Annotated in this window: 9 protein-coding genes; 5 read left to right on the forward strand and 4 right to left on the reverse strand. The window is 73.2% G+C overall.

All coding sequences use genetic code 11. From position 1 onward, the window contains the following. Nucleotides 1-157: 157 nt before the first annotated feature. The 3 genes from ACFV4F_RS41290 to ACFV4F_RS41300 all read right to left on the reverse strand — a co-directional run bounded on the left by ACFV4F_RS41290 (nt 158) and on the right by ACFV4F_RS41300 (nt 2359). On the reverse strand, nt 158-898 hold the full coding sequence (locus tag ACFV4F_RS41290; protein ID WP_380443156.1) for a class I SAM-dependent methyltransferase: 741 nt from the start codon (nt 896-898) through the stop codon (nt 158-160). 115 nt (nt 899-1013) lie between these two features. After that, nucleotides 1014-1460 carry a hypothetical protein gene (locus tag ACFV4F_RS41295; protein WP_380510796.1) on the reverse strand — a complete coding sequence of 149 codons (447 nt, stop codon included), beginning with the start codon at nt 1458-1460 and terminating at the stop codon, nt 1014-1016. A 2-nt stretch (nt 1461-1462) separates the two neighbouring features. After that, a complete protein-coding gene (locus ACFV4F_RS41300) occupies nt 1463-2359 on the reverse strand; it encodes a DMT family transporter (protein WP_380510799.1) in 897 nt (298 codons plus the stop codon). A 71-nt stretch (nt 2360-2430) separates the two neighbouring features. Here ACFV4F_RS41300 and ACFV4F_RS41305 point away from each other — a divergent pair, with 71 nt between their 5' ends. The 3 genes from ACFV4F_RS41305 to ACFV4F_RS41315 all read left to right on the forward strand — a co-directional run bounded on the left by ACFV4F_RS41305 (nt 2431) and on the right by ACFV4F_RS41315 (nt 5129). Then, entirely contained in the window at nt 2431-3324 is an 894-nt protein-coding gene (locus tag ACFV4F_RS41305; protein WP_380510801.1) for a LysR family transcriptional regulator, read from the forward strand. Nucleotides 3325-3458: 134 nt separating this feature from the next. Next, the gene (locus tag ACFV4F_RS41310) at nt 3459-4196 is read left to right on the forward strand and encodes a VOC family protein (RefSeq protein WP_380443144.1); all 738 of its coding nucleotides are present in this window, start codon (nt 3459-3461) and stop codon (nt 4194-4196) included. A gap of 213 nt (nt 4197-4409) precedes the next feature. Next, nucleotides 4410-5129 carry a hypothetical protein gene (locus ACFV4F_RS41315; RefSeq protein ID WP_380510804.1) on the forward strand — a complete coding sequence of 240 codons (720 nt, stop codon included), beginning with the start codon at nt 4410-4412 and terminating at the stop codon, nt 5127-5129. Nucleotides 5130-5252: 123 nt separating this feature from the next. Here ACFV4F_RS41315 and ACFV4F_RS41320 read toward each other — a convergent pair whose 3' ends face one another. Next, the gene (locus tag ACFV4F_RS41320) at nt 5253-5960 is read right to left on the reverse strand and encodes a hypothetical protein (RefSeq protein ID WP_380443140.1); all 708 of its coding nucleotides are present in this window, start codon (nt 5958-5960) and stop codon (nt 5253-5255) included. A gap of 264 nt (nt 5961-6224) precedes the next feature. Between ACFV4F_RS41320 and ACFV4F_RS41325 the strand changes: the two genes are divergently transcribed. Then, entirely contained in the window at nt 6225-6443 is a 219-nt protein-coding gene (locus ACFV4F_RS41325; RefSeq protein WP_380510806.1) for a hypothetical protein, read from the forward strand. Further along, the coding region (locus ACFV4F_RS41330; protein WP_380510809.1) for a polysaccharide deacetylase family protein at nt 6440-7646 on the forward strand (1207 nt) is incomplete at its 3' end. The genes ACFV4F_RS41325 and ACFV4F_RS41330, both read left to right, overlap by 4 nt.

Below are 7646 nucleotides of genomic sequence, written 5' to 3' on the forward strand. Positions count from 1 at the left end.
TTTTGTTTTTTTTATACGTCCGTGGGGGGGGTGTGCCGTCCCCCGTTCTTTTCGGGGGCCCGCGCGTCTCGCGTCGCGGCGTCGGCCTCAGGCGTTAGACGTCAGGCGTCAGGCCTCAGGCGTTAGACGTCAGGCATCAGGCCTCAGGCCTCAGGCCTCAGGCGTGGCACCGCAGCATCGTCAGCGGCGGATTGGCGGCGAAATCGGCCCAGAAGTCCTCGCCGTACTCGCGCACACCGGCCTCGGAGATCTCCAGGGGCACCCAGGTGATGTCCTTGAATCCGGCCGCGTGCAGCGACCGTTCGTACGTCTCGCGGCTGGGCGGGTTCGCGACGAAGGAGATCGGCGGGTCGAGGAGCGCGGTGATCCTCACCCGCGGCCCGATCTCGGTCACCTCGCCGAGCGATTCGCACAGGAAGCCGTACTTGGCCAGGGACGGCCCGTCGAAACGGTAGTCCGGGTGCTGCACGAAGGCGAAGAACTCGGCCCCGTCCGCGAGGCTGCGGTGGATGTTGCGACACATCCGCTCGATGGTGGCGACGTCGTCGGCGTAGTTGAAGCACTGGACCGCGACGGCGAGGTCGAACCGCTGCTCGTAGACGGGCAGTTCGGCGACGTCGCCGACCTCGTACTCCACGCCCAGCGGCTCCTTGCCCTCCATGGCCCGGGCCGCGCCGACCATCTCGGAAGAGATGTCGACACCGAGGACGCGGGATGCGCCCCGGCGCTTGAACTCCCGGCTGTAGAAGCCGGTCCCGGAGGCCAGGTCCAGGACGGACCTGCCGGTCACGTCGCCCACCAGGGCGAGGAAGCCGGGCACCTCCCCGTAGCGCGTCAGCGGAAGGGTCTTGAAGCCCTCGAACGCCTCGCCGATCTCGTCGTACAGCTGACCGGTCATCATGCTCCCCGTTCGTCCACGGCATCGGCCCTCGTCCGGGCCGAAGCTCCTGCCGGGAAGTCTCGCTTCCGGCCACCGGAGCGCCGTACTGGCGGAAACCACAAATATGCCGCAGCTACAGCCGCCGTTCTCGTCGCGTTCGCGCCGCGCGGCTGGTCGCCGCTACGGGCCCCGCTCCCGCCCGGCTCGCACTCCGGTCGACCGGCTCGGACTGCGGCGGAAGGTCGCGGCGGCGGCGGACCGGGGAGAGGTGGACCGGCAGGAAGGCCGTCGCGATCAGAGCGCCGCCCGCCCACAGCGCGAGGTGGACTCCGGCCAGTTGGCCGATCGCGCCGGCGATCGCGGCGCCGATGGCGAGGGCTCCGGCGGGCAGTCCGATGAGGAGGAAGGCGGCGGTGCCCAGGGCCCCGAGCAGGCCGGCCTGGGCCGGGGTCGCGTCGAGGGCACAGACGGCGATGAGCGGGACGGCGACGTAGCTGACGTTGGTGGCGAGCCGGCTGAGCGTGGTCGCTGCGAACAGGGTGCGGAAGTCCGGTACGGACCAGGGGGATGGGGATCGCATGGTCACCTCGCCACCGCCGGTGCGGGTGTCCCGCGCAGCCGGGTCATCGCCACTCCGGCGAGGACGACGGCCATGCCCGTGAGGGTCCTCGGGCTGACGGGTTCGTCGAGGACGAGCGCGCCCAGCAGGATCGAGACGACGGGCAGCAGGTAGCCGACGGTGGCGGCGTCGGTGGCGCCTTCGCTGGCGATGATGCGGTAGGTGAGGTGGAACGTCACCCCGGTGGCGAGGACCCCGAGCACGGCCACCGCGATCAGCGGGATCGCGCCGAGGTGGGTCGGCAGCGCGCCGCCCGCGGGTAGCGTCAGCGCGGTCAGTCCGGTCGCCGCGAGCAGTTGGGCGGCGGACAGCGAGAGGGTGGGCGTGCCCCGGCCGACCAGGTGGCGCCGCATGTAGGCGAAGGCGACGGCGTAGCTCAGCGAGGCGCCGAGGATGGCGAGCGCGCCCCAGCCCACCGCATCGCCGTGCTGCCAGGGCGCGAAGATCAACAGCGTGCCGCCGAATCCGAGCAGGAGTCCGCCCAGCCGGAGCGCGCCCGGTCGACGGTCGGTGCCGAGGGCGAGGCCGATCAGCAGCGACCACAGCGGAGTCGTCGCGTTCAGCACGCCCGCCAGGCCGGAGTCGACGGTCTGCTGGCCGAGGCTGAACAGGGTGAACGGCAGGGCGTTGCAGAAGAACGCGGCCACCACGACGTGCCGCCACGTCGCGGCCGAGCGCGGCAGCCGCAGGCGCCGGGCGAGGCACATCACCACCAGGACGAGGGCCCCCAGGGCGCAGCGGACGACCGTCACCTGAGCCGGACGCAGGCCGTCCAGGGCCAGTCGGATCCACAGGAAGGTGGATCCCCAGAGCAGCGCGAGGACTCCCACGCGTGACCAGTACAGACTTGCGGTTCTCATGGGAGGAACGCTGCCCGGGCCGATTCGACAGCACAAGCGAAAAGATCTTCATCTCCTTTAAGCTGTGCTACATGCTCGATGTGAGGCGTATGCAGGTGCTCCGGGCCGTCGTGAGCAGCGGATCGGTCACCGCCGCCGCGGCCAATCTGGGGTACACCCCCTCGGCCGTGAGCCAGCAGATCGCGGCCCTGGAGCGGGAGGCCGGGACCGCCCTGCTGGAACGGGCCGGCCGGGGCGTGCGGCCGACGGAGGCCGGACGCCTGCTGACCGAACACGCCGCCACCATCAGCCGCAACGTCGCCGAGGCGGAGACGGCCCTGGCCGAACTGCGGGCCGGGCGGACCGGACGGCTCGCCATCCGCTACTTCGCGACGGTCGGGGCCCGGCTGGTGGCGCCCGCCGTCGCCCGGGTGCGCCGGGAACACCCCGGCGTGCGGATCGACCTGCGACTGAACGGCCCCGAGGACCCGCTCGGCGAGGTGGCCGACGGCCGGGCCGACCTCGCCCTGGTGATCGGCGGCCCCGAGGCCCCCGTGCCGGGCGTCCGGCTGGTGCACCTGCTCGACGACGCCTACGTGGCGGTCCTTCCCGCGGACCACCCGCTGGCCGCCAAACGCGTCCTCGACCTCGCCGACCTCGCCGAGGAGCCGTGGATCGGCAGCGAGCCGCCCGGCCCCTGCCTGGAACCCGTGCTCCGGGCCTGCGCCGCCGCCGGCTTCAGCCCCGACGTCGTGGTGGACGGCCAGGACCACGCCACCGCCCGGGGTTTCGTCGCCGCCGGCCTCGGCGTGGCCGTGATGCCGAGGCTGGGGCTCACCGGCCGCCACCCCGACGTCGTGGTCCGCCGGGTGCGCCGCCCCGAACCGGTCCGCACCGTCCACGCCGCCGTCCGCGAGACCGCCCTGTCCCACCCGGCGGTGCAGGGCCTGCTCGACGCCCTCCGGGAGGCGGCCGCCCAGCGGTGACGGCCCGGCACCCGACCGCCCCGCGTCCTCCCCGCCGCCCTCGCCACCGCCACCGCCCTTGACCAGCCGGAACACCCGATGCGCCGACCGAAATCGGATGCCGTCGGCCGGCGGCTGCCCCTAGGATCCGCACCATGGCAACACGACTCGTGCAGATCAACATGAAGGCCCACGACGACGACGCGCTCGGCCGCTTCTGGGCGGAGGCGCTCGGCTGGGGTGTCCACCACGAGGCGCCCGGCGTGACCAACCTCGAACCCGTGGGCTTCGCCTACCCCGACCCCGCGGCCGTCTGCATCGACATCATCGCCCGCCCGGAGCCCAAGACGGCGAAGAACCGGGTCCACGTCGACCTGGCCACCACCTCGGCCGCCCACCAGGCCGAGCTGGTCGCGCGCCTGAAGGACCTCGGCGCGACGCTCGCCGACGTGGGCCAGGGCGACGTCCCCTGGACCGTCATGGCCGACCCCGAGGGCAACGAGTTCTGCGTCCTGGAGCCCCGCGAGGTCTACCGGGACACCGGGCCGATCGCCGCGGTGGTGGTCGACTGCGCCGACCCGCGTGAGATGGCGCGGTTCTGGGGCGGGGCAACGGACTGGACGCTGCACGAGGTCGCCGACGACCACGCGACCATGCGCTCCTCCCAGGGCGTCGGCCCCTACCTGGAGTTCATCCGCACCCCCGACACCAAGAGCGGGTGGAACCGCGTCCACCTCGACGTCAGCCCCTACCGCGGTGACGACGTGGCGGCCGAGGAGGCCCGGCTGCGCGCCCTGGGCGCCACCGACCCCGGCATCGACCAGTCCGTCATCTCCTGGAGGATCCTGACCGACCCGGAAGGCAACGAATTCTGCCTCCTCAGCCCCCGTTGACCCTGAGGGGGACGTGAACGGGGGCGAGCGCCGCATCGCGGCGAGGACCGCTCGGCCGGTCCGGCAGCGGGCGTGACGATCCGGTGACACGGAATGCTCCATTCCGTCGACTCTCCGGACTAACTTCGATCGTGTACGCCGCCCGCGGTCACCGTTCGGACCGGGTCGGGCAACGGGCGTGCTCCCACCCGTACTTCGCGCAGGAGAAACCGCATGTCCTTCCTGACGATCCGTCGCGCCCCCGCCGTCCGCACGCTGGCCGGCACCGTCCTGTCCGCCGCCCTGCTGGTCCCCGCCGCGACGGCCTGCAGCAGCACGTCCACCGTGCAGGGCGGCGCGACGCCCAGCGCCACGCCAAGCGCCACCGTCGCCACCACGCCCACGGCTTCCACTTCCGCCTCTGCGGCTGCCCCGGCCTCCACGCCTGCCTCCGCTTCGACCGGCTCTCCGACCGGCTCGCCGGCGGCACCGCCCGGCGCCAAGCACACGACCCCGCCCGCCGCCCCGGGCAAGGGGACCTCCCCCGCCGGCGGCCAGACCCTGCCGGACGGCAGCAAGGCCGAGATCCAGAAGCTCGGCGAGCTGCACTACGTCGCCAAGATCGTCCACGACGGCCAGGTCTACGGCACCCTGGAGGCGAACGGACACGACGCCGGGGTCGACGCCAACGACATGTTCGTCGTGCTCTCGATGGACGGCACGGTGCACGCCTGGATGGGCGGCTCCCACAAGGGCCCGGGCACCTTCAAGCTCGCGGGCGGCTGGACGGCCAAGGTCACCAAGCTCGGCGAGCTCCACTACCGCGCGGACATCCTCGGCCTGGACGGCGCGGTGAACGGCACGTTCGAGGCCGACCAGCACGACGCCGGGCTCGACGCCAACGGCGTGTACATCGTGCTCGGCATCGGCGGGGAGATCAGCGCCCACGAGTGACAGCACGAGTGGCAGCACGAGTGACATCGGGAAGACACCGGCGCCCGCACAGAGGGGCCAGCGCACAGGCCGCTGTCGCCGCAAGCCGAGCACCCGGCCCCCGGCCGCCCACAAGGCCCGGTCTCAGTCCGCCGGTTCGGGTTCCCTGGCCTCGACCCTGGCACTCGTGGTGACGAAGTAGGAGTCCTGGTCCTCCAGGTTCGCCGCGGTCTGCTCGCCGATGTACAGGTCGAGGTGTTTGGCGTCGTCGCAGCCGATGCTGCAGAGGTCGTCGACGCGCCAGTCCGCGGACTTCACCCGGGCACAGGTGTCCGGGGCGAGTCCCCGGCCGCAGTCGACGACGTGGATCCGGGTGCCCGGTGACAGCTGGTTGGCGGCGACGGACTGCCAGGGCACCAGCGGGTTCTCGTGCGAGCCGACGGGTGGCCGGTCGGTCGCGAAGTAGCAGTGCCGGGTGAAGTCCCAGCCTAGGTAGTCCCCGCGGGCGGTCCTGCCGAAGCCCTCCAGGCCGACCCGGTCGAGGTAGTCGGCGGGGTAGCCGTCCGGCAGGCTCTGGCCGGCGCAGACCTGGTCGCGGATGCTGCGCCGGGGGCCGTGGTAGTAGACCTCGCTGGGCGTGAAGTAGACCGTGAGGGTGTATCCGTCCTGGGTGGGCTGGTTGACCCGCGGGAGGTCGATGGTGTTCAGCCTGTGGTCGAGTTCCAGGCCGGCGGCGGCCACGGCCGCGACGACCAGCAGGCCGCAGACCAGGCGCACCGCCCTTCTGCCGCGCCCGCCGCGCGGGCGGCGCGCGGGTGGTCGCGGCGTGGTGACGTCCTGGACTGCGGTCATGGTGAGGTCCATTCGTAGGGGCCGGGGTGACGGCTTCCGACGGCCGGCCACCCGCGCGGTGCGGACCGACGTGGTGCCGACGCCCGGTACGCCGTCACGATGGCACGGGCCTTCGGGCCGGCGAGCACCGAATCGGACCGTGCCGCACGGAAGTTGCCCCGTTCGACGTACCTCCGTCCACCTGTGGTGCTTCGGCTCGTCCCTTCGGGGGAACACCCGCGTGCCCCCGACGGAAGCCGTTCAAGATCTCTAGCATGCGGTGGCGTGACCGATGCGCTCCTGAGCTCGCCGCCCGGCGAGGCCTCCCCTCCCGTGTTCGACGACCCCCGCGGCCACCGCCGTACGGCCGTGATCGCCGTCGGCGTCCTGGTGTCCCTCGGCTGCCTGGGCCTGCTCGCAGTGGCCGGCGGAGTCCTGTACGCCGATCCCCGCGCGCCGGCGGCGAACGCCCCCGGGGCCGGTCCCACGGGTGCCCCGCGGTGAGGGCGGTCACGCCCCGCGGGCACTGGTGGGTCCTGGCGGGTGTCCTGGCGGTGTTCCTGCTGGCGCTGTTCCTGACGACCTCGGTGCTCCGGGGCGTCGGCGCGGCGGGCACCACCCAGAGCCGGGGACCGGACGACCGCGTGCCGGGGTCCGTGTCGGGCGGCGGGCCCGTGGTCGACGTGCGCAGCGGTGCGCCGGTCAGCTCGGGCGTGCTGCCGGGGACGGTGGCGCTGACCTTCGACGACGGGCCGGACCCGACCTGGACGCCGCAGGTCCTGCGGCTGCTGGCCGCCAAGCAGGTGCCTGCGACGTTCTTCGTGATCGGCGAGCACGTGGCCGAACACCCCGAACTGGTCCGCGCGGAGACGGCCGCGGGACACGAAGTGGGCCTGCACACCTTCACCCACGCCGACCTGTCGACCGCGCCGGTCTGGCAGGTCCAAGTGGAGCTCGCCGCGAGCCGCGCCGTCCTGGCCGGGGCCGTCGGCCGGAGCACCACGCTGCTGCGACCGCCGTACTCCTCGATGCCGGACGCCGTCGACAACCGGGACTGGCGAGCGGTGCAACGGACCGCCGCCCTCGGCTACCTGACGGTCCTGTCCACGCAGGACAGCCTCGACTGGGAGGCCACCGACGCCGACGACGTCGTACGCCGGGCCGTGCCGCCCGAAGGGCAAGGGGCGGTCGTCCTCATGCACGACGGTGGCGGTGACAGGTCCCGCACGGTCGCGGCCCTGGGCCGGTACATCGACACGCTCAAGGCGCGGGGGTACCGCTTCACCACCGTCTCCCAGGCGGTCGGTCTGCCGCCCCAGGCGACCCCGGCGCCGCGGCTCGACCGCTGGTACGGCACCGCGTTGATCCTCGCGCTCCAGGCCGCCGTCGCCCTGCCCGCCGCGACGGCCTGGCTGCTGGGCGGGGCGGCGCTGCTCACCGCCGCCCGGCTGTTGCTGCTCGCCACGGCGGCGGTCGCGCACCGGAGGCGGACCGCCGCACGGGCGCCGGTCCGCACGGCGGCAACGCCACGGGTTTCCGTGGTCGTCCCCGCGCACAACGAGGAGGCGACCATCGCCGCGTGCGTGCGCGCCCTGCTGGCTGGCGGCTGCCCCGACGTCGACGTGGTCGTCGTCGACGTCGGCTCGACCGTCGGCACCGCGGCAGCGGCCCGGTTCGTGGACGACCCCCGCGTGCGCGTGGTTACCC

The organism is Kitasatospora sp. NPDC059722 (assembly GCF_042733235.1).
Lineage (GTDB): Bacteria > Actinomycetota > Actinomycetes > Streptomycetales > Streptomycetaceae > Kitasatospora.

What these genes read in the sequence shown, in the direction of transcription:
- ACFV4F_RS41290 (WP_380443156.1), bottom strand. Translation starts at nt 898, where the DNA reads ATGACCGGTCAGCTGTACGACGAGATCGGCGAGGCGTTCGAGGGCTTC.
- ACFV4F_RS41295 (WP_380510796.1), bottom strand. Translation starts at nt 1,460, where the DNA reads ATGCGATCCCCATCCCCCTGGTCCGTACCGGACTTCCGCACCCTGTTC.
- ACFV4F_RS41300 (WP_380510799.1), bottom strand. Translation starts at nt 2,359, where the DNA reads ATGAGAACCGCAAGTCTGTACTGGTCACGCGTGGGAGTCCTCGCGCTG.
- ACFV4F_RS41305 (WP_380510801.1), top strand. Translation starts at nt 2,431, where the DNA reads ATGCTCGATGTGAGGCGTATGCAGGTGCTCCGGGCCGTCGTGAGCAGC.
- ACFV4F_RS41310 (WP_380443144.1), top strand. Translation starts at nt 3,459, where the DNA reads ATGGCAACACGACTCGTGCAGATCAACATGAAGGCCCACGACGACGAC.
- ACFV4F_RS41315 (WP_380510804.1), top strand. Translation starts at nt 4,410, where the DNA reads ATGTCCTTCCTGACGATCCGTCGCGCCCCCGCCGTCCGCACGCTGGCC.
- ACFV4F_RS41320 (WP_380443140.1), bottom strand. Translation starts at nt 5,960, where the DNA reads ATGACCGCAGTCCAGGACGTCACCACGCCGCGACCACCCGCGCGCCGC.